Below are 19,184 nucleotides of genomic sequence, written 5' to 3'. Positions count from 1 at the left end.
AACTCACCTTCAAACAAGAGGGCCTGCATGAACCGCGACAGCCGTTACCTGGAAACGACCCTGCACCGGGACATCCCGTTGACCCAGGACATGGGCCTGAGAGTGCTCGATTGGCAGGCGCGACAACTGCGCCTGTTCCTGCCGCTTGCGGCCAACGTCAATCATAAAAGCACCATGTTCGGCGGCAGCCTGTATTGCGGCGCGGTACTTGGCGGCTGGGGCTGGCTGCACCTGGCCTTGCGCGAGGAAGGCATCGAGGATGGACACATCGTGATTCAGGAAGGGCAGATCACTTATCCGCTGCCCGTCACTGGCGATGCGACTGTCATTTGTGACGCACCGGAGGAAAAACCCTGGAAACGCTTCCTGGCCACCTATCGGCGTTATGGCCGGGCGCGGCTGGCGTTGCAGACGCGAGTGATGAATGCAGGCAGCGAAGAGGTGGCGGTGCAATTCGAGGGGCAGTACGTGTTGCACCGTTAATTGGCGCAACAGGCCCCTGTGGCGAGGGAGCTTGCTCCCGCTGGGCAGCGAAGCGGCCCCAAAGCGTCTGCTGCGCAGCCGAGCGGGAGCAAGCTCCCTCGCCACAAAAGCTTCCTGGCCAAAGATCGGGGTTTAAGAACGAGCAAGCTCCAGCAACTTTCCACGCCATGCCGCTTTGGCCGGCAGCGCCAGGAACGAAGTGTTCAACAGTGACTCCCGCGCCGGATAACAAAATGGCTGGCCGCTCAAGTCCAACACTTCGCCACCCGCGCCTTCCAGTACGCCCTGGGCGGCGGCGGTATCCCACTGGGACGTTGGCGCCAACCGCGGATAACAATCAGCCGCGCCCTCGGCCAGCAGGCAAAACTTCAAAGAACTGCCAATGTTGGTCAACTGCAAGGGGCCCAGGCTTTCGCTTAACCCGCTCAACAGGCGCTCCTGCTCCGGGCTGGTGTGGCGACGGCTGGCGACTACGGTAAACACGTCACCGGGCGCCATCGCGTGCCGTGCTGCGATAGGCGAAGGCTCGGCGTCCTTGTCGGCACGCCAGGCGCCCAGTCCCGCTCCGCCAACATAAAAGCGACCACTGGTGGGCATCGAGACCACGCCGAACACCACGCGACCGTCCTCGATCAACGCAATGTTGACGGTGAATTCCTCACTGCCGGAAATGAACTCCTTGGTCCCATCGAGCGGGTCCACCAACCACCAGCGTTTCCATTCGGCGCGCACGCTTTGGGCAATATCGGCGTCCTCCTCCGAGAGGATCGGGATATCCGGTGCCAGCGCGGTCAGCCCAGCCACGATGACATCGTGGGCAGCCATATCCGCAGCGGTCACTGGTGATTCGTCAGCTTTGTGCGCAACTTCTACGTTGGCTCGCCAGAACGGCAGGATCGCCGCACCAGCTTCAAGCGCCAGCTCGATGACGGGCGCCATCAGGGGATGGGGGAATTTCATGGCAGGTAGGCTCCGCGCTGGGTCAGCAGGTCACGCGCCAGATACAACGCCGCCAACGCTCGGCCTTCGGTGAATTGGGGATTCTGGGCCAGGGCCGACAATTCGCCCAGGTTGACCTTGTCCACACGCATCGGTTCGGGCTCGTCGCCCTCCAGCCGCTCTTCATACAGGTCGGTCGCCAGCACCACTTGGATCTTCTGGCTCATGTAGCCGGGAGACAACGACAGTTCGGTCAGATGCTCCAGTTGACGCGCGCCAAAACCGGCCTCTTCCTTGAGCTCGCGCTCGGCCGCCGCCAGCACATCTTCGCCCGGCTCGATCAGCCCCTTGGGCAGCGAGAGCTCGTAGGCATCGGTGCCGCCGCAATATTCTTCCACCAGCACGGCATGGTCGGCATCAAGCATCGCGACGATCATCACCGCGCCGTAGCCTGCGCCCTTGCCCGCCAGGCGTTCGTAGGTGCGCTCAACACCGTTGGAAAAGCGCAGTTTCAGTTCCTCCACGCAAAACAGGCGGCTGGTGGCGACGATCCGTCGGTCGAGTATGGTGGGTTTCTGGCGCATAAACGGCTCCCTGGGCGATAGCGGGCTACTATACCCGGCCTATTCTGATTGTTTGTGTCGGATATCTGCTTACCGCTGGAGAAGTTTTATGGCCTTGTTGCCCTGGCATGAGATCGATACGGTTCTGCTGGACATGGACGGCACCCTGCTGGACCTGCATTACGACAACCACTTCTGGCTGGAGCACCTGCCCCAGCGTTATGCCGAACTGCATGGGGTCAGCCGCGCGATGGCCGAGATGGAGTTGCAGCCGCTGTTCGAGCGCAACGCCGGTCAGTTGCAGTGGTACTGCCTGGATTTCTGGAGCGCCGAGCTGAAGCTGCCGGTGCGTGAACTGAAACTTGAAACCGCCCACTTGATTGCCCTGCGCCCAGACGCGGATACATTCCTCGCGGCCATCCAGCGCGCAGGAAAACGGGTCGTGATGATTACCAATGCCCACCGGGATTCGCTGTCGCTGAAGCTGGAACGCATCGAACTGGCACCCTACTTCGAACGCTTGATCAGCTCCCACGACTACGGTTTCCCCAAGGAGAGCCCGCAGTTTTGGGACGCGCTGCAAGCCGACCTGAGCTTCGACCCAGCCCGCAGCCTGTTTATCGACGACACCTTGCCGGTGCTGCGCAGCGCCCGGGACTTCGGCGTGGCGCACCTGCTGGCGGTCAGCGAGCCGGACAGCCGCAAGGGGCCGAAGGATACGGGGGAGTTCGACGCGGTAACGGATTATCGGACGCTGATCCAAGGGCTCTAGTGCAAGCCTTTGGCGAGGGACTTACTCCCTCGCCACGGGGGTACGGGTTACTCAGGGATACGCAGTGACTGCCCGGGGTAGATCTTGTCTGGATGCGACAACATCGGTTTGTTGGCTTCGAAAATCTTGTTGTACTGGCTCGCGTCACCATACTCGGCCTTGGATATGGCGCTGAGCGTGTCACCTTTTTTCACCGTCACGAAACGCGCGGCCTTTGCCACCGGCCCAGTCACGGTGATCTGGTCATCCACGCTGCCGACACCGACGATGTTGCCCGCGGTCAACAGGATCTTTTCTTTCTCCTCCTGGCTACCGACTTCACCGGTCAGGGTGACTTTGTCTCCGTCTATCGTCGCTTGCACATTCGGATTGCCCAGCCCGACCTTGCTGATGTGTTCCTTCAACTGCTCGCTGGCATTGGCATTGCCGGGAGTCAGCAGGTCGATAAGCTTTTCTCCCGCTTCCTTCACAAAGCTAAAAATACTCATGGCGCACGCTCCTTGGGTTTAAATGTCCAGACGGATAAGACTAGACCAAGCCAACCGAGCCCATTCTCCAACCGACCAATGACCTCACCACGCCCAAGGCGCTAGAATCACAATCTTCCCGCGCCCAGGAGCGAAGATGGACATCAAGCAGCTGAAATTTCTCATCGCGCTCGAAGAAACCCGCCACTTCGGCCAAGCCGCCGCCCGTTGCCACATCACCCAACCCACCTTGTCAATGCGCCTGCGCAGCCTGGAAGAAGAGCTCGGCCTGCCGCTGGTCAACCGCGGCCAGCGCTTCGAGGGCTTCACCGCACCGGGGGAGCGGGTGCTGGCCTGGGCACGCACGGTGTTGGCGGCTTATGACGGGCTGCAGGCCGAAGCGGCGGCGTGCCGCGGCAATCTGGTGGGTACGCTGCGCCTGGGCGTGGTGCCGCTGTCGGACTTCGATCCGCTGTCGATGATGCAGCGCCTGCACACCGACCACCCCAGCCTGCGTTTCGAATTATCGTCCTTGAGTTCCGAACGCATCCTCGAACAGCTGGCGAACAACCGCATCGACTTGGGTATTTCCTACCTGGAACGCCTGGACAACGATCGTTTCGAGGCCCTGCCCTTCAGCCATACCCGCATGGGCCTGCTGTATGACCAACGCTTTTTCTTTTTTGGTGAAGAACCGCTGACCTGGGAAGCGCTGGTGGAGCTGCCCCTGGGCATGCTTACCAGCGGCATGCATTTCCGCCAATCCATCGACCACAGTTTCCACAGTCGAGGCCTAGCCCCCCAACCGCTGCTGCAAACCGACGCGGTGCATCAATTGTTACAAGCTGTGCATGGTGGATTGTGCTGCGCCGTGGTGCCGCTGGAGAGCGGACTGAACGTCCTCACCGAAGACCTGCGGATCCAGCCTATCGAAAGCGCCCAGACCCTGGTCCCGCTGGGGCTGATCATGCGGCGCGGCGCTCCACGTTCGGCCTTGGCCGAGGCTTGTTTCGCCCTCTATCAGAAATCAACGACCATCTCTTGATCGACGTCATCTATTGGAAGATCAGTAATAGCAATTAGACGTGGCAGATTGCCGCATTTAGTCTTAACACTATTCTCACTTTCAGTGATGCCCATGAACGACAAGCCTCCGGTCTGTCCAGTGCCTGCTGTGGAACCCTCCACGCCAGCCGCCAGCCAGAGCTATCGCTACTGCAACCTCGATCACTCTCAATCGGACAGCACCGCGCTGGCCGAGGAAGTGGCGTTGGCGATCGCCTATAACGGCATCAGCCAAGCGGTGATGTTGGTCACGCCCACTGACCTTGAAGACTTTATCGTCGGTTTCAGCCTCGGCAGCGGCATCATTGAAGACCCGGCCGATATCTATGACCTGCAGCTGAGCGGGGCGGGTTCCGCGCAGTACGCCCAAGTCACGATCGCCAACCGCGCTTTCTGGAATCTCAAGCAGCAACGCCGCCAGCTAGCTGGCACCAGCGGCTGCGGACTCTGCGGAGTCGAAGCCGTTGAACAAGCGCTGCCAAACCTCAAAGCCTTGCCCGGCGCCCCGCTACCGCCTGCGCAATGGCTCGACGGTCTGCGCCAGCGTATCAGCCAGTTCCAGCCGTTGGGCCAGCACTGCGGCGCGGTACACGCAGCGCTGTTCATGAACGCACAAGGCGAACTGCTGCTTGGGCGCGAAGACATTGGTCGCCACAACGCACTCGATAAATTGATCGGAGCGCTGATCCGGCAGCAAGTCCCGGTCGCTGGAGGGTTGGCGATCGTCACCAGCCGCTGCAGTCTCGAACTGATTCAAAAAGTATTGCGCGCGGGCGTCCAGACCCTGGTCAGCCTGTCGTCACCCACGGGCCTCGCCGTGCAGTGGGCCCGCCAACACAACCTCAATCTCATCCACCTGCCGCAAAAAAGTGCGCCGCGGGTCTACAGCCCTGCGATGGAGAATCAAGCGTGAGCAATCATCAACAAGCCAACCAGAAACCCGCACCGCGCTACAAGCCCTACAAGGGCCCGGCCGGTGGTTGGGGCGCGCTGATCAGCGTTGCCCAGGCCTGGCTGACCAGCGATAACGCGCTGAAGAATATCCGCATGATGCTCAAGACCAACCAGAACGGCGGCTTCGACTGCCCGGGCTGCGCCTGGGGCGACTCGCCGGAAAGCGGCATGGTCAAGTTCTGTGAGAACGGCGCCAAGGCGGTGAACTGGGAAGCCACCAAGCGTCGCGTCGACGGTGCGTTCTTTGCCAAGCACAGCGTGACCTCGTTGCTGGAGCAGAGCGATTACTGGCTTGAGTACCAGGGCCGCCTGACCGAGCCGATGAGCTATGACGCCGAAACCGACCGCTACAAGCCCATCAGTTGGGAGGCGGCATTTGCCTTGATCGGCAAACACCTGCAAGGACTTTCCAGCCCGAACCAGGCCGAGTTCTACACGTCGGGCCGAGCCAGCAACGAAGCGGCCTATCTGTATCAGTTGTTCGTGCGCGCCTACGGCACCAACAATTTCCCCGATTGCTCGAACATGTGCCATGAAGCCAGCGGCGTAGCGCTGTCCCAGAGCGTCGGCGTGGGCAAAGGCACGGTAACCTTCGACGACTTCGAGCACGCCGATGCTATTTTTGTCTGGGGCCAGAACCCGGGTACCAACCATCCGCGGATGCTTGAACCACTGCGCGAAGCAGTGAAGCGCGGTGCACAGGTGGTGTGTATCAACCCGCTCAAGGAGCGTGGCCTGGAGCGCTTCCAGCATCCGCAACATCCGCTGGAAATGCTCACCAACGGCGACAAACCGACCAACACTGCCTATTTCCGCCCGGCCTTGGGTGGCGATATGGCCATACTGCGCGGCATGGCGAAGTTCTTGCTGCAATGGGAACGTGAAGCCCAGAAAAACGGCGCTCCCGCGGTGTTCGATCATGCATTTCTCAATGAGCACAGCGCCAACACGCTGGAATACCTGGCGGTGGTCGATGACACCTCGTGGGAGCAGATCGTCGAGCAATCCGGCCTGACCCTGGCCGAGATCGAGCAGGCAGCCCGTATGTACGCCAAGGCCAGCAATGTGATCATGTGCTGGGCGATGGGCATCACCCAGCACCGCCATTCGGTGGCAACCATTCAGGAAATCGCCAACCTGATGATGCTGCGCGGCAACATCGGCAAGCCAGGCGCGGGACTCTGCCCGGTGCGTGGCCATAGTAACGTGCAGGGCGACCGGACCATGGGCATCAACGAGCGCCCGCCCGTTGCATTCCTCGACGCGCTGGAGCGGCGCTTCCAGTTCAAGGTGCCGCGTGAAAACGGCCACAACGTGGTCGAGTCGATCCATGCCATGGCCGAGGGCCGGGCAAAAGTGTTTATCGCTCTGGGTGGCAACTTCGCCCAGGCGACGCCAGACAGCCATCGGACCTTCGAAGCTTTGGGCAACTGCGACCTGACCGTCCAGATCAGCACCAAGCTCAACCGCAGCCACCTGGCCCACGGGAAAGAGGCGCTGATCCTGCCGTGCCTGGGCCGTACCGACATCGACGTGCAAGCAGAAGGCCCGCAAGCGGTGACCGTGGAAGACTCCTTCAGCATGGTCCACGCCTCGAATGGCCAATTGCAGCCGCTGTCGAACCAGATGCGCTCCGAGCCGTGGATTGTTGCAGGCATCGCCGCTGCCACGCTGGGCAGCCGTCCGGTGGATTGGAACTGGCTCGTGGCCGACTACAGCCGTGTTCGCGACTTGATCGCCGAGACCATTCCCGGCTTCAAGGACTTCAACGAAAAGCTCAAGAACCCCGGTGGCTTTTATCTGGGCAACAGCGCTGGCGCCCGTCGCTGGAATACCCCATCGGGCCGCGCCAACTTCAAGCCTAACCGGTTGCCGACCGATTTGATTCATGAGCGCACCCACGCCACGGGCAAAGTGCCGGACCTGATCCTGCAATCCATGCGCTCGCACGATCAGTACAACACCACCATTTATGGCCTCGATGACCGTTATCGCGGCGTAAAGGGTCAACGTGATGTGTTGTTCGTCAACGAAGCGGACATCATCCGCCTGGGCTTCAAGCCGGGGCAAAAGGCTGACATCGTCTCGCTCTGGGAGGACGGGCGTGAGCGGCGCGTCAAGGGCTTCACGTTGCTGGCCTTCGACATCCCGGCCGGACAAGCTGCTGCCTATTACCCTGAAGTGAACCCCTTGGTGCCGCTGGAAAGCACCGGCGACGGCAGCCACACCCCAACCTCGAAGTTCGTGGCGATCCGCCTGGAAGCAGCGAGCGAGAGCGGGTTGATCATGGCCAAGTCAGCCTGACATGATCTTGTGCGAGGGTGCTTGCGCCCTCGCCACGTTACGATCGTATTTTCAAACGCCCACAAAAAAGACCATTTCCCAAAGAAAACGGCCTGTCCGAAGTAGCTAAAGACCGGCAAAAACACCTTAAGTTCCGCACTAAAAACAATAACTTAGCCAATTGTGCACAAGTCGTGTTACTCGTCGGATTTCGATTGTAACCAAGCGAAGCCAGCCTCAGGATCGCGCCGTCATCCCTTTGAGGCTCCTCTATGAAGTTCTCCTCCATTCTCTTGTTGTCCCTTGGCCTTGTCAGTGGCGTCGCTTCTGCCGGCGGTACTGCCGAAGCAGGTGTAGGCGGCGCATTGGGCGGGGTTTTGGGTTCGGTCGTCGGCCAGTCCCTGGGCGGCAACACCGGCTCCACTATCGGCGCAGCCCTGGGCGGCGCGGGCGGTAGCGCAGTCGGCGCAGACAAACATAGCCGCGGCGAAGCGGCAATCGGCGGCGCGCTGGGCGCAGCCGGTGGTAACGTGGTCGGCCGTAGCGTAGGCGGCAGCACAGGGAGCCTGATCGGTGCCGCAGCGGGCGGCGGCGCCGGTGGCGCGCTGGGTAACTACATGGGCAAGGACGACGATGACGATCGTTATGAAGGTCGTCGTGGTGATCGTCGCTACTACCGTGATGGCCACCCGGGCCGCGGCCATGCCTATGGGCATCGCAAGCACAAGCACAAACATCGCTATCACGATGACTGACGGTTGGTTTAATCCAGACCGTTAAAAAGATCGCAGCCTTCGGCCGTTCTCGTCAGAGAATATCCGGAGGCGGCGATTTTCGTTTCAGACCACCAGCCGCTCCAAGGCCCCACGCAACCGCTCCGGAATCGCTGCCGGCCGGTTCGACGCGCGGTCCACGAACACATGCACGAAGCGCCCCGCCGCACAGGCTTCATCCTCCCCCGCCTTGAACACCGCGAGCTCGTATTGCACGGAGCTGTTGCCCAGTTTTCCGACGCGCAGGCCAATTTCAATCCGATCCGGGAAAGCGATTGATGCAAAGTAATCGCACGCCGAGCTCACGACGAAACCCACCACGTCTCCCTCATGAATATCCAGGCCGCCGGTCTCGACCAGATAGGTATTCACCGCCGTATCGAAAAAGCTGTAGTAGGTGACATTGTTGATATGGCCGTACACGTCGTTGTCGTGCCAGCGTGTGGTCACGGGCTGGAAGTGCAGATACTCGCTGCGTTGGGGCATCACGTGTCCTTAGGGTTATCAGTTTTGGGCTTGTTGCCGGCCCCTGGGCTACCGCTGCGAGAAGCCCTTGCCTTGCGCCGCCAGTTCGCCGATCAAGCGAGCAGGCTTCCATTGGTCGCCCTGCTTCGTTTCGAGCTCCAGCAAGCGCGCGTGGATGTCCCCAAGCCCTTGCTGGTCAGCCCAGGCCATCGGGCCGCCCTTGTCTGCCGGAAAACCGTAGCCGTTGAGGTAGACCAGGTCGATGTCGTGGGAAGACTCGGCAATGCCCTCCTGGAGAATCTTCGCGCCTTCGTTGATCAATGCCAGCAGGCAACGCTCAAGAATTTCCTCAGGGCCTATCTCGCGCCGCTGGAAACCCAGCTCTTCGCTGACCCGCTGCACCAGCGCGTCGACCTCGACATCGTGTTCAGCCTGACGACTGCCCGGTTCGTAGTGATAGTACCCGTTGCCGCTCTTCTGGCCGAACCGTCCCAACTCGCACAGGCGGTTATCCACCTGCACCTCGGGCGCGTCCTGGCCTTGGCCCGCCAGTTCGCGCGCACGCCACTCCAGGTCGATCCCGACCACGTCGTACATGCGAAACGGCCCCATGGCGAAGCCAAAACCTTGTAATGCCGCGTCGACTTGATAGGGAAATGCCCCCTCCAGCAGCATCTTGCGCGCCTCAAGCACATAAGGCCGAAGCATCCGGTTGCCAATGAACCCGTGGCAATTACCCGAGATCACGCTCACCTTGCCCATGCGTTTGCCCAACACCAGGGCAGCGTCCAGCACAGCTTTTGACGTCTGCGCGCCGCGGACGATCTCCAGCAGCTTCATGATGTGAGCGGGGCTGAAGAAATGCAGGCCGAGCACTTGGGTTGGCCGGCGTGTGGCCGCGGCAATGGCATCGATGTCCAGCGCCGAGGTGTTGCTGGCCAGAATCGCTTCGGGCTTGAGCATGCCATCCAGCTCGCGGAATATTTTCTGTTTGAGTTCGAGGTTCTCGTAGACCGCTTCGATGACCAGGTCCACATTACGAATCGCCGCGTAGTCATCCGCCCGTGTTATCCGGGCAATCCGGGCGTCGGCCTCGCTTTGTTCGATACGCCCTTGGCGCACGTTGTGGGCGTAGGTATCGGCCACCGTGGCCAGCGCTTGTTCAAGCATCTGCAGATTGTTATCGACCCACTGCACGGCGACGCCAGCGTTGGCCAGGCACATGACAATGCCGCGCCCCATGGTGCCTGCACCGACCACGGCGGCGCGCTGGATATCGAAGGATGTCTGGCTCATGTTTGCTCTCTTGTTGGCGATCCAAAGACAGCCTTCACAGTAGTCAGCCACCGAACATTTTTGAAATTTATTCGTGTGATGGAGGGCATTCAGCAGATGGATGCAGCTTACAGGTGAGCCTGGGTCCAATGACGCACCTGCGCGTAGGAATACTCCTCCAACGCGGCATATCCACGGATCGTCCGCGCCTTCAGTTTGGTGAACAGCGGTACGCTGATTCCGCACAGGAAGCGGGTCAGCCGCTCGGCGGTCGGCAAACTGCCGACGACTTGCTCATGCTTGTGGATGAAATCGCCACACAAATCACCGAAATTCTTATCCACAAGCGTCGGCAACGGTGGTGGTTCCGGCAGGCAAGCGACATGCCCGTGACACACCGAACAGTGCCCACACTGTGGTGGCGCATTTTCATCGCCAAAATACTGCGCCAATCGGTAACCGAGGCAGCGGTCCGTGGCAAACAGCTCGAGCATGGCGTGAACCCGGGCAATTTCAGCCTCCTCATGCCGGGTGAAATCAGCATGCAGCTCGATGCTCAAATCCTGAGAATCGAAGTTCGCTTCCAAGACGTTGTAGACCTCGGTCATCTGCTTGCTTTCCAGCTCGATCCAGCCCTTCTCGTGAAAAAAATCCAGCGCCTTGACCACACGACTGCGCTCGGCGCGATATTGCTGGTACATCCCATCGAAATTCACCGTTGCCCAGGTCCGCGCGCGGCTGGAGGTCTGGATGATGGCCGCGACAAAGTCCTTTCGCTCACCTTCGAAGCGTTCCAGCAAGACCTGCGGTTCGGTGAGGAATTTGAAGCGATACTCAGCGTAATAGGCATAGCGCGGTGCGATCAGCCGTCGCAGTTCGAGCTGGACCAGCAGCGTCTTGAGCGGCAATTGCCGGATGTTGCTCTGATCCGCCAACGGCCCGAGCAAGAACTCCCATTGACCTTCGCCGGCAGCGGCTTTCAGCTCGTCGAGCACGCAACGAATGCCCGCCAGTTCAGGGGTATCGCCGTACACAAAATTCTCAAGAATGTTCAGGCTGTCCCGGTTGGCCAACACCAGGCAATCGGACGGCTGGCCGTCCCGTCCCGCGCGGCCGATTTCCTGGCTATAGTTTTCGATGGATTTGGGCAGGTCGAAATGCACCACGTTGCGAATATCGCTTTTGTCGATGCCCATGCCGAACGCGATAGTCGCGACGATGCAATTGCATTGGCCGCCCATGAAACGCCGCTGGATAGCTTCGCGCTGCTCATGAGGCAGCCCGGCGTGATAGGCCTCGGCCTCGATGCCGTGCTGACTCAGGTGCCCAGCGATCTGCTCGGCGGTGCGCTGCAAGGTGACGTAGACGATGCTCGGCTGCCCGGGCCGCTCGCCCAGCCACTGCACCAGCCGCTGACGCTTGTCCACGCCACGCACGGGTTCGACCAGCAAGTTGAGATTGGGACGGTAGAAACCTGTCGTCACCACATCGTCGGCGGCGATGGAGAACTTCGCCTGCATGTCGGCGATGACCTTCGGGGTCGCGGTGGCCGTTAGCAGCAGCACCTGGGGGATATTGAACTGGCGCTGGTAAGCGGGAAGCTTGAGATAGTCCGGGCGGAAGTTGTGCCCCCATTCGGAGATGCAATGCGCCTCGTCGATCACCAGCAATGAAATCGGCACCTGCTGCAGGAAATTGCGAAAGCGCTCGTTCTTCAGTCGCTCCACAGAAACCATCAGGACCTTCAACTCACCCGAGCGCACCCGCGCCATCGCGTCGTTGGCTTCATCGCGACTCTGGGCCGAATCGATACTGGCGCAGGCAATACCGTGACGCTGCAGGAACGCCAGTTGATCCTGCATCAGCGCCAACAGCGGCGAAACCACCAATGTCAGGTGGGGCAACAGCAAGGCCGGCAACTGATAACACAGGGACTTGCCCGAGCCGGTAGGAAAAATCGCCGCCGCCGACCGACCGGCAAGGATCGCGCCGATGGCGGCTTCCTGACCGGGGCGAAACTGTGGATAACCAAAAACCTGTTCCAGGGTGCTGTGCATAAGCGGTCGCTCCTTTGACTGCTGTGATGCCCAAAGCCTAGCCGGGCAGCGCAGCGGGTCGAGAAAAGGTTGGGTTAAAAACGATACTGGATGATACAGCCTGGTACCTCTGACTTGACCATAAGGCGATACAACTCCGGGCGAACTGACCTTTCGTCTAGCTCCTTTCGCTCGTTAAAGTATGCCGTTGGAGGTTATTCACCTGACGTTAGGTACAGATCAAGATCTTCGGGTAAAGCCAGCGACGCCAAGCGCTCGATTTCAAGAATCTGTTTCGTAGAAAGCCTGAAATCAGCGCCGATATGATCGATGTTATTGGTCCAATCCATCACGGGGACCAAGTCCTCTACTGATAGGTTGATGCTCTGCTCAAATACCAATTCTTCCTTGCCTGGATAAAATCCCAATACAGCAAAGCTCATGGTTCTACCTCCCTCGTCTTAATCGCTTTTTGGTCTGTTCGCCCATGATCCGATTAAACTCACCTAAATGTTTTGGAACGTCTTTTTTAGCTCTCGTCATCCTCCGACCTTGCCGTTACCTTAAAAGGCGCGGCAAACCTTACCGCGCGCCTCAAGGAGCGCTCGCCGGACGGTTCCGAGACTGTCGTAAGAGCTTTCTTTATTTTCAGAAACAATCCAGGCGCAACGACGAGATATGCAGGGAATGGAAAAATAGCCGCCCACAAAAAAGCCGCCCTGAAGGGCGGCTTTCTCATTTTTGAAGCAAACCTTACAACTGCGGACCGGCCGCCTTGATCGCGTCGCTCACTTCGAACTTCTTGAAGTTCTCGATGAACAGACCGGCCAATGCCTTGGCGGCTTCGTCGTAGGCGGATTTGTCGGCCCAGGTGTTGCGTGGGTTCAACAAGCCAGTCTCGACGCCTGGAACAGCCAGCGGCACGTCCAGGTTGATGATGTCCAGGTGTTCGGTTTCAGCACCGATCAGCGCGCCGCTCTGGATCGCCGCGATCACCGCACGGGTGGTCGGGATGTTGAAGCGCTTGCCGACACCGTAGCCGCCGCCGGTCCAACCGGTGTTGACCAGATAGACCTTGGAGCCGAAACCACGGATGCGCTTGATCAGCAGCTCAGCGTATTCACCGGCTGGGCGCGGGAAGAACGGGGCGCCGAAGCAGGTGGAGAACGTCGACTTGATGCCGCTGCCCGAGCCCATTTCGGTCGAGCCCACCAGTGCGGTGTAGCCGGACAGGAAGTGGTAGGCGGCTTGCTCTTCGCTGAGGATCGACACGGGCGGCAATACGCCGGTCAGGTCGCAGGTCAGGAAGATCACCGCGTTTGGCTCGCCACCGAGATTTTTTGGCGCGCGCTTTTCGATCAGCTCACGCGGGTAGGCAGCGCGGCTGTTCTGGGTCAGGCTGTCGTCGGCGTAGTCGGCTTTCTTGGTGACTGGGTCGAGGACGACGTTTTCCAGTACGGCGCCGTGCTGGATGGCTTTCCAGATGACCGGCTCGTTCTTCTCGGACAAATCGATGCACTTTGCATAGCAGCCGCCTTCGATGTTGAAGACCACACCCACGCCCCAGCCGTGTTCGTCGTCGCCGATCAGGTAACGGCTTTCGTCTGCGGACAGGGTGGTCTTGCCGGTGCCCGACAGGCCGAAGAACAGGGTCACGTCGCCGTCTTCGCCCATGTTCGCGGCGCAGTGCATTGGCAGCACGTCAACAGCGGGCAGCAGGAAGTTTTGCACGGAGAACAGGGCTTTCTTCATTTCACCGGCGTAGCGCATGCCGGCGATCAGCACTTTCTTGGCCGCGAAATTGATGATCACGGTGCCATCGGAATTGGTGCCGTCACGCTCAGGCTCGCAGACGAAGTTCGGTGCGTTGAGGATCTGCCACTCGTCCTTGCCCCCGGCGTTGTATTGCTCGGGGTTGATGAACAGGCAACGGCCGAACAGGTTATGCCAGGCCGTCTCGGTGGTCATCTTGACCGGCAGGTAGTGCGCAGGATCGGACCCTACATGCACGTGGGAGACAAAACGCTCGCGCTCGCCCAGGTAGGCTTCGACGCGGTTCCACAGGGCGTCGAACTTGTCGGCCGGGAACTTGCGGTTGATCGGGCCCCAGGCAATGGCGTCCTGGGTGGTCGGCTCTTCCACGATGAAACGGTCAACCGGCGAACGACCGGTACGATGACCGGTACGAACAACCAGCGCGCCAGTATCGGCAAGCTCGCCTTCACCGCGATTCAGGGCTTCTTTGACCAGATCATCGACACTCAGATCGGTGTACACGGCGTTATTGGCTTGCGTCATGAGATTCCCCGTCGGCCCGTGGCCGAGTGCTCCAAACGTTTTGTAGTAGGAAGTCGCGCACTACTACCCGAAAAAAGTGGGCCGGATTATGCCAGAAAAGCCCAAAAAAAGTAGGGCCCTCCCGTCAGTACGGCGTAAAACCGGCGTTTGCTAGGAGATTTACCTGCGCTGAACCGTTTTAGTGACGAGTATCTGACGGTGTGTCGACACCCGCCCCAGCGAACAATTGCGTAATGTCCGCCGCGTCGAACAGGTAGCGCTCATTGCAAAACTGGCAATCGACTTCGATGGCCCCGCCATGCTCGATCACCAGTTGCTGCGCATCTTCCAGACCCAGACTGACCAGCGCATTAGCGGAACGTTCACGAGAGCAACTGCATTCGAAGCGCAACGGCTGCCCCTCGAACAGGCGTACCTGCTCTTCGTGGTAGAGGCGATGGAGGATGGTTTCGTTGTCCAGGCCCAGCAATTCATCGGCGCTCAAGGTGCTGGCCAGAGCGGTAACGTGCTGCCAGCTGGCATCGCGATCTTCCGGGTCTCGGATGCGGTCGGCGGGCAGTTGCTGCAGCAGCAGACCACGGGCGCGCCGGCCGTCGGCGTAGAGCCAGAAACGGGTGTTGGTCTGTTGGGACATGACGAAATAGTTGGTGAAGCAATCGGCCAACGTCGCCCCGTCGAGATCGACGATGCCTTGGTAGCGCTGGCCTTGGGTCGGGTCGACCGTCAGGGCCAGCACGCCGTTGGGCATCATATCGGCCAGCGTCGCGTCGGGGGCGATCTGCTCGGCGTGATAACGGGCCAGGCCACGAATCTGGCGCTCGCTGGAGCATTCGATCATCAACAGCGGCACCGGGCCCTCGGAACGGGCCTGCAGAATCAGCAAGCCATCGAACTTCAAGGTACCCACCAGCAACGCCGCCGCCGCCATCAATTCGCCGAGCATTTGCGCGACCGGCTCCGGATAGGGGTGCTTGGCGAGGACTTCGGCGTAACTACGCTCCAGCGCCACCAATTCGCCACGAGCATCGCTGTCATCGAAGATGAAACGCTGGGTGTAGTCGGTATCCGGTAAATCAGTCATAGGGTCTGGTATCTGAGGTGATGACAAATGATGGCGGGCATTTTATGGGCATTCAGGGTGGGTTCCAAGCAAGGCATGATGTTGCCTGACGGGAAGGGCTGAGCGCCTGTCTGCATGTCAGTGCTGTTGTGGCGAGGGAGATTGCTCCCGCTCGGTTGCGTAGCGACCGCAAGATTTTGTGACTGCCGCGCCATCCAGCGGGAGCAAGCTCCCTCGCCACGGGGCAACCTCAATGCCATGTTAATCGCTATTACTGCCATGAAACTTGAACAGGTCCCGTCGCTGTTTCTTGCTCGGCTTGCCATCGGTGCTCACACCCAAGGCGCCGGCCTTGCGTTGCGCCGCCGCAGCCTCACGCTTGGCAATGCTGGCTTCGGTTTCCCGATACAGCGCCTGCGCTTCTGGCGCGCCGCGACGCACGATTGACAGGGCCTCGACCACCACGGTCTTCTCATCGAACCCGGTACGGATGACGAATTCATCACCGATGCGTGGCTCTTTGCCAGGCTTGCAACGCTCGCCTCGATGATGAACCTTACCGCTTTCGATGGCCGCCTTGGCCAGTGCACGGGTCTTGTAGAATCGCGCCGCCCACAGCCATTTATCGAGACGAACCTTGTCGTCCTCTTCGTTTTTTTGTGCCACTGCCATTCCTCATTCCAACCAATAGCCAGAACTGTACTACCGTTTTTGTCGGGCGCACGAATCCGATCAGACAGATAGAATGCCCGCCCGAACCGCCCACGCGCTTGGCCAGGGTCGCTATCGGTTACAAGCGCAAACATCTGTGTAGATAACTGTCGCCATTTTGTGATTATTCTGCGTGAATACCGCGATTCGCGGGCCCACGATCCGATGTGCCGATTGCAGGTTGTTTTTATTGAAGACTTTTGACCATCTGACCGTCGTCGGTCTGCGCGAATGGGTGGCGCTCCCGGATCTGGGAGTCGCTGGCTTGCGGGCGAAAATCGACACCGGCGCCAGCACTTCCAGCCTGCACGCCACCGACATCGAGCCCTTCGAGCGCGACGGTGAAAAATGGGTACGTTTCACCGCGCACCTAGGGACGGTGGTGCAGTTGCGCCATCGTCGCTGCGAAGCGCCACTGGTGGCGCGCAAGACCATCAAGAGCTCCAACGGCCACGCCCAGGTCCGCTACGTGATCAGCACCACGTTGGCGCTGGGCGATCGGTTCTGGCGGGTCGAGTTCACCCTGGCCTGCCGCAAATCCATGCGATATCGCCTTTTGCTGGGTTCCAAAGCCTTGATCGACGGCCAACTGGTGGTCAATCCAGGCATCAAATACGTTCAAGACAAGCCGGCATTCCCGGCGTCCACTACCTCCGCCACAGGTGTTGCATGAAGATCGCTGTGCTGTCGCGAAATCCGCGTCTGTATTCCACTCGTCGCCTGGTTGAGGCCGGAACCGAACGTGGCCATGAAATGGTGGTGATCGATACCCTGCGCGCCTATATGAACATTGCCAGCCACAAGCCGCAGATCCATTACCGCGGCAAACCGCTGGAAGGCTTCGATGCGGTGATTCCACGCATCGGCGCATCCGTGACGTTCTATGGTTGCGCGGTATTGCGCCAGTTCGAAATGATGGGCGTGTTTCCCCTCAATGAGTCCGTCGCGATTGCCCGCTCCCGGGACAAGCTGCGCTCTCTGCAATTGCTGTCCCGGCGCGGTATCGGTTTGCCCGTGACCGGCTTTGCCCATTCTCCCGACGACATTCCTGACCTGATCGCGATGGTCAACGGCGCGCCGCTGGTGATCAAGGTATTGGAGGGCACACAGGGCATCGGCGTGGTCCTCTGTGAGACCGCGACGGCGGCGGAATCGGTGATCGAGGCGTTCATGGGCCTCAAGCAGAACATCATGGTCCAGGAATACATCAAGGAAGCCGGTGGCGCGGACATTCGCTGCTTCGTGGTCGGTGACAAGGTCATCGCCTCGATGAAACGCCAGGCCAAGCCAGGCGAGTTTCGCTCCAACTTGCATCGCGGCGGCAGCGCGAGCCTGATCAAGATTACCCCGGAAGAACGCATGACCGCCCTGCGCGCGGCAAAAGTCATGGGCCTGGCCGTGGCGGGCGTGGACATCCTGCGTTCCAATCACGGGCCGCTGGTGATGGAGGTCAATTCCTCGCCGGGACTGGAAGGGATCGAGACCACCACCAGCAAGAACGTGGCGGGGATCATCATCGAGCATTTGGAAAAGAATGGCGGGCCGAACATGACCCGGACCAAAGGGAAAGGTTAAGAAGCAGCTATGAGCCGCAAGCTACAAGCTGAACCGCTTTAACTTGCAGCTTGCAGCTTATAACTCGTAGCTGCCTCTATACCGCATCCCTGGGCAACATCAACCCCAACGGCAAGCGCACCCGAGCCTCCAGCCCGCCGCCGACGCGGTTGCGCAACTCCACGTTGCCGCCATGCATCGAAGCAATGCGCTTGACGATAGCCAGGCCCAGGCCGGTGCCCTTCCCTCCCCGGGCGCGGTCGCCGCGGGTGAACGGGTTGAAAATGGCTTCCAGTTCGGACGGATCAATACCGGCGCCTCGATCCATGACGCTCAGCACCACGTAAGGCGCGCTGGTGTCGCCAGAAACATAGGCAGCGACTTCCACTCCGGTGCCGGCGTGATTCAGGGCGTTGCCAATCAGGTTGTTCAGCAAACGCTTCATCGACACGCGGCGTAGCGGGAACGGCTGGATCGGTTCCAGGCGCAAGTGGACTTTTTCCTCGTTCTGGTTATAGGGCGCGGCCACCTCCCGCACCAATTCGCTGAGGTCCACTTCTTCCACCGACTCATCGCGACCGTCGCGAATAAACGCCAGGAACTGGTCGAGAATCGCATCCATGTCTTCGATATCGCGAACCATTTCATCGGTCAGGTCGGTATGCTCACCCATCAGCTCCAGTGACAGCCGTAACCGGGTCAAGGGCGTGCGCAAGTCATGGGAAACACCGGCGAGCATCAGCTCGCGCTCGCGCCCGGCCTGTTCGACATCCTCCGCCATCTGGTTGAAGGCGCGGTAGACTTCGGTCATCTCGCTGGGCGTATCGCTGACCGGCAACCGCACGCTTCGACCCTGGCCCAGTTGGCGAGCGGCGTAGACCAGGCGCTTCAACGGCTGGTTGAGCTGGCTGACGAAGATCCACGCCGAAGCGGTTGATAACAGGCCGATTGCGAGGAACCAACCAAGCACGTTCCAGATTTTCTGGCCGCGCAATGGATGAGGGTACAGCGGCACCTTCAGCCAACCGTCCCCCAGGCTCGGGGCACGCACCCACAAGGCCGGCGGCGAGTGCATGCGCAGTCGCACTTCGGTATCGGCGCCCAGTTCGTCCTGCATCTGGCGTTGATAGATCTCGCTGTACGGCCAGTGCTGCTCCCCTTCTGGCACGCCGGCACCGACGACCCGGATCAACGTTGCCGCTTCTGCGATCTTCGCTCGATTGGTTTCGTCGGCTGCCCAGTAGGCGCGCAAGGTCAAGGCAACGCCGTGACTGTATTGGCGATCCACCAGCACGTCCTCGTTCATCAATAGATAAACCAACGTCAGCGCCTTGGAAAAAAGCACGACGATCAGCACCAGCCAGAGGGTGCGAGAGAAGAAACTCTGGGGGAACCACACAGGGGTTTTCATGAAATAACCGCTACATACTTGCAGGAGCGAGCGATGCTCGCACAATGACGGATCGCGAGTCGCCTGGAAAATATC

Annotated in this window: 19 protein-coding genes; 8 read left to right on the top strand and 11 right to left on the bottom strand. The window is 60.1% G+C overall.

The genetic code is table 11. The features are described 5' to 3' along the window. Positions 1-27 precede the first annotated feature (27 nt). Positions 28-483 (top strand): YiiD C-terminal domain-containing protein, encoded by a 456-nt coding sequence (locus HU742_RS26630; protein WP_186638924.1) that lies wholly within the window; start codon positions 28-30, stop codon positions 481-483. A 132-nt stretch (positions 484-615) separates the two neighbouring features. On the opposite strand, the gene cysQ is transcribed toward HU742_RS26630, so the two are convergent. Both cysQ and nudE read right to left on the bottom strand, forming a co-directional pair. Next, positions 616-1,443, bottom strand: coding sequence for a 3'(2'),5'-bisphosphate nucleotidase CysQ (gene cysQ, locus HU742_RS26625; RefSeq protein ID WP_186644479.1), 828 nt, complete (start codon positions 1,441-1,443; stop codon positions 616-618). Further along, positions 1,440-2,006 carry an ADP compounds hydrolase NudE gene (gene nudE, locus HU742_RS26620; protein WP_186612611.1) on the bottom strand — a complete coding sequence of 189 codons (567 nt, stop codon included), beginning with the start codon at positions 2,004-2,006 and terminating at the stop codon, positions 1,440-1,442. Before nudE ends, cysQ begins: the two co-directional genes overlap by 4 nt. Before the next feature lie 88 nt (positions 2,007-2,094). Between nudE and yrfG the strand changes: the two genes are divergently transcribed. Continuing rightward, complete coding sequence (gene yrfG / locus HU742_RS26615; RefSeq protein ID WP_186638928.1) at positions 2,095-2,757, top strand: GMP/IMP nucleotidase; 663 nt, start codon at positions 2,095-2,097, stop codon at positions 2,755-2,757. Between the two features lie 47 nt (positions 2,758-2,804). Here the strand turns inward: yrfG and lysM are convergent, their stop codons facing one another. Then, positions 2,805-3,245: a peptidoglycan-binding protein LysM gene (gene lysM, locus HU742_RS26610; RefSeq protein WP_186638930.1), complete on the bottom strand. Its 441-nt coding sequence runs from the start codon at positions 3,243-3,245 to the stop codon at positions 2,805-2,807. A 136-nt stretch (positions 3,246-3,381) separates the two neighbouring features. On the opposite strand from lysM, the gene HU742_RS26605 reads away from it, so the two are divergent. The 4 genes from HU742_RS26605 to HU742_RS26590 all read left to right on the top strand — a co-directional run bounded on the left by HU742_RS26605 (position 3,382) and on the right by HU742_RS26590 (position 8,281). Continuing rightward, positions 3,382-4,269 carry a LysR family transcriptional regulator gene (locus HU742_RS26605; protein WP_186638932.1) on the top strand — a complete coding sequence of 296 codons (888 nt, stop codon included), beginning with the start codon at positions 3,382-3,384 and terminating at the stop codon, positions 4,267-4,269. 93 nt (positions 4,270-4,362) lie between these two features. Beyond that, on the top strand, positions 4,363-5,202 hold the full coding sequence (fdhD, locus tag HU742_RS26600; RefSeq protein ID WP_186638934.1) for a formate dehydrogenase accessory sulfurtransferase FdhD: 840 nt from the start codon (positions 4,363-4,365) through the stop codon (positions 5,200-5,202). Then, a complete protein-coding gene (locus HU742_RS26595; protein WP_186638936.1) occupies positions 5,199-7,547 on the top strand; it encodes an FdhF/YdeP family oxidoreductase in 2,349 nt (782 codons plus the stop codon). Before fdhD ends, HU742_RS26595 begins: the two co-directional genes overlap by 4 nt. Positions 7,548-7,798: 251 nt before the next feature. Then, positions 7,799-8,281 carry a glycine zipper domain-containing protein gene (locus tag HU742_RS26590; RefSeq protein ID WP_186638938.1) on the top strand — a complete coding sequence of 161 codons (483 nt, stop codon included), beginning with the start codon at positions 7,799-7,801 and terminating at the stop codon, positions 8,279-8,281. 84 nt (positions 8,282-8,365) lie between these two features. Here HU742_RS26590 and HU742_RS26585 read toward each other — a convergent pair whose 3' ends face one another. From HU742_RS26585 to HU742_RS26555, 7 genes are all read right to left on the bottom strand, one after another. Continuing rightward, entirely contained in the window at positions 8,366-8,785 is a 420-nt protein-coding gene (locus tag HU742_RS26585; RefSeq protein ID WP_186638939.1) for an acyl-CoA thioesterase, read from the bottom strand. Between the two features lie 48 nt (positions 8,786-8,833). Beyond that, complete coding sequence (locus HU742_RS26580; protein WP_186644478.1) at positions 8,834-10,060, bottom strand: 3-hydroxyacyl-CoA dehydrogenase; 1,227 nt, start codon at positions 10,058-10,060, stop codon at positions 8,834-8,836. Positions 10,061-10,167: 107 nt separating this feature from the next. Continuing rightward, on the bottom strand, positions 10,168-12,096 hold the full coding sequence (locus HU742_RS26575) for a RecQ family ATP-dependent DNA helicase (RefSeq protein WP_186644477.1): 1,929 nt from the start codon (positions 12,094-12,096) through the stop codon (positions 10,168-10,170). 194 nt (positions 12,097-12,290) lie between these two features. Further along, on the bottom strand, positions 12,291-12,518 hold the full coding sequence (locus HU742_RS26570) for a hypothetical protein (RefSeq protein WP_186644476.1): 228 nt from the start codon (positions 12,516-12,518) through the stop codon (positions 12,291-12,293). A 310-nt stretch (positions 12,519-12,828) separates the two neighbouring features. After that, a complete protein-coding gene (locus HU742_RS26565; RefSeq protein ID WP_186638948.1) occupies positions 12,829-14,373 on the bottom strand; it encodes a phosphoenolpyruvate carboxykinase in 1,545 nt (514 codons plus the stop codon). Between the two features lie 178 nt (positions 14,374-14,551). Continuing rightward, a complete protein-coding gene (gene hslO / locus HU742_RS26560; protein WP_186644474.1) occupies positions 14,552-15,454 on the bottom strand; it encodes an Hsp33 family molecular chaperone HslO in 903 nt (300 codons plus the stop codon). Positions 15,455-15,694: 240 nt separating this feature from the next. After that, positions 15,695-16,099 (bottom strand): S4 domain-containing protein, encoded by a 405-nt coding sequence (locus HU742_RS26555; protein ID WP_186639054.1) that lies wholly within the window; start codon positions 16,097-16,099, stop codon positions 15,695-15,697. Between the two features lie 235 nt (positions 16,100-16,334). On the opposite strand from HU742_RS26555, the gene rimB reads away from it, so the two are divergent. Continuing rightward, positions 16,335-16,817, top strand: a complete 483-nt coding sequence (gene rimB / locus HU742_RS26550) for a retropepsin-like aspartic endopeptidase RimB (RefSeq protein WP_458132189.1) — start codon at positions 16,335-16,337, stop codon at positions 16,815-16,817. Next, positions 16,814-17,719: a 30S ribosomal protein S6--L-glutamate ligase gene (gene rimK / locus HU742_RS26545; protein ID WP_003196697.1), complete on the top strand. Its 906-nt coding sequence runs from the start codon at positions 16,814-16,816 to the stop codon at positions 17,717-17,719. Before rimB ends, rimK begins: the two co-directional genes overlap by 4 nt. Positions 17,720-17,795: 76 nt before the next feature. Here the strand turns inward: rimK and HU742_RS26540 are convergent, their stop codons facing one another. Next, positions 17,796-19,109 carry an ATP-binding protein gene (locus tag HU742_RS26540; protein ID WP_186612585.1) on the bottom strand — a complete coding sequence of 438 codons (1,314 nt, stop codon included), beginning with the start codon at positions 19,107-19,109 and terminating at the stop codon, positions 17,796-17,798. Positions 19,110-19,184: the final 75 nt, after the last annotated feature.

This window comes from Pseudomonas marvdashtae, assembly GCF_014268655.2.
In the GTDB taxonomy this organism is placed as follows: Bacteria; Pseudomonadota; Gammaproteobacteria; order Pseudomonadales; family Pseudomonadaceae; genus Aquipseudomonas; species Aquipseudomonas marvdashtae.
The sequence above is the reverse complement of the archived record's forward strand: the minus strand, read 5'-3'. Positions and strand labels throughout refer to the sequence as shown.

Coding starts and splice junctions, on each gene's coding strand:
- HU742_RS26540 (WP_186612585.1), bottom strand. CDS start 19,109: ATGAAAACCCCTGTGTGGTTCCCCCAGAGTTTCTTCTCTCGCACCCTC.
- cysQ (WP_186644479.1), bottom strand. CDS start 1,443: ATGAAATTCCCCCATCCCCTGATGGCGCCCGTCATCGAGCTGGCGCTT.
- HU742_RS26565 (WP_186638948.1), bottom strand. CDS start 14,373: ATGACGCAAGCCAATAACGCCGTGTACACCGATCTGAGTGTCGATGAT.
- yrfG (WP_186638928.1), top strand. CDS start 2,095: ATGGCCTTGTTGCCCTGGCATGAGATCGATACGGTTCTGCTGGACATG.
- HU742_RS26630 (WP_186638924.1), top strand. CDS start 28: ATGAACCGCGACAGCCGTTACCTGGAAACGACCCTGCACCGGGACATC.
- lysM (WP_186638930.1), bottom strand. CDS start 3,245: ATGAGTATTTTTAGCTTTGTGAAGGAAGCGGGAGAAAAGCTTATCGAC.
- HU742_RS26575 (WP_186644477.1), bottom strand. CDS start 12,096: ATGCACAGCACCCTGGAACAGGTTTTTGGTTATCCACAGTTTCGCCCC.
- nudE (WP_186612611.1), bottom strand. CDS start 2,006: ATGCGCCAGAAACCCACCATACTCGACCGACGGATCGTCGCCACCAGC.
- HU742_RS26580 (WP_186644478.1), bottom strand. CDS start 10,060: ATGAGCCAGACATCCTTCGATATCCAGCGCGCCGCCGTGGTCGGTGCA.
- HU742_RS26605 (WP_186638932.1), top strand. CDS start 3,382: ATGGACATCAAGCAGCTGAAATTTCTCATCGCGCTCGAAGAAACCCGC.
- HU742_RS26590 (WP_186638938.1), top strand. CDS start 7,799: ATGAAGTTCTCCTCCATTCTCTTGTTGTCCCTTGGCCTTGTCAGTGGC.
- fdhD (WP_186638934.1), top strand. CDS start 4,363: ATGAACGACAAGCCTCCGGTCTGTCCAGTGCCTGCTGTGGAACCCTCC.
- hslO (WP_186644474.1), bottom strand. CDS start 15,454: ATGACTGATTTACCGGATACCGACTACACCCAGCGTTTCATCTTCGAT.
- HU742_RS26570 (WP_186644476.1), bottom strand. CDS start 12,518: ATGAGCTTTGCTGTATTGGGATTTTATCCAGGCAAGGAAGAATTGGTA.
- rimK (WP_003196697.1), top strand. CDS start 16,814: ATGAAGATCGCTGTGCTGTCGCGAAATCCGCGTCTGTATTCCACTCGT.
- HU742_RS26585 (WP_186638939.1), bottom strand. CDS start 8,785: ATGCCCCAACGCAGCGAGTATCTGCACTTCCAGCCCGTGACCACACGC.